Origin of the sequence: Megasphaera sp. AF13-6AC (genome assembly GCF_027685385.1) — a bacterium.
Classification (GTDB): Bacteria; Bacillota; Negativicutes; order Veillonellales; family Megasphaeraceae; genus Megasphaera; species Megasphaera micronuciformis.
Map to the genome: position 1 here is coordinate 12,469 of NZ_JAQCUN010000031.1, position 304 is coordinate 12,772.

Consider the following 304-nt stretch of genomic DNA (forward strand, 5'->3'; position numbering starts at 1 on the left):
AATTAACCTTATTTATATGACGTTCTGTCGGGGACTTTAGACACTCTAAGGTCCCCGACCGTATGAGGTTTTGAAGATGGAACGGTTATTTCAATGGTTAGAACAGGATGAAGCTTTAAAAGAAGCTTCGTCCGCATATGAAAATGGTAAAATATACGGCGTTTACGGTTTGGGCGGATCGGCAAAATCCGCCTATGCGGCTCATGTACTGGCTAAGACTGATAAAAACGCCGTTATTGTCGTACCTACGACGGAGCAGGTAAACGGTTGGCTGACAGATCTTCAGTATTTTTCTCCTCATCTT

Annotated in this window: 1 protein-coding gene; it reads left to right on the forward strand. The window is 43.4% G+C overall.

What is annotated here, in order from left to right; genetic code table 11:
• Nucleotides 1-76: 76 nt before the first annotated feature.
• Nucleotides 77-304: hypothetical protein (locus PGX78_RS03150; protein WP_270445356.1), on the forward strand; the 228-nt coding region annotated here is incomplete at its 3' end.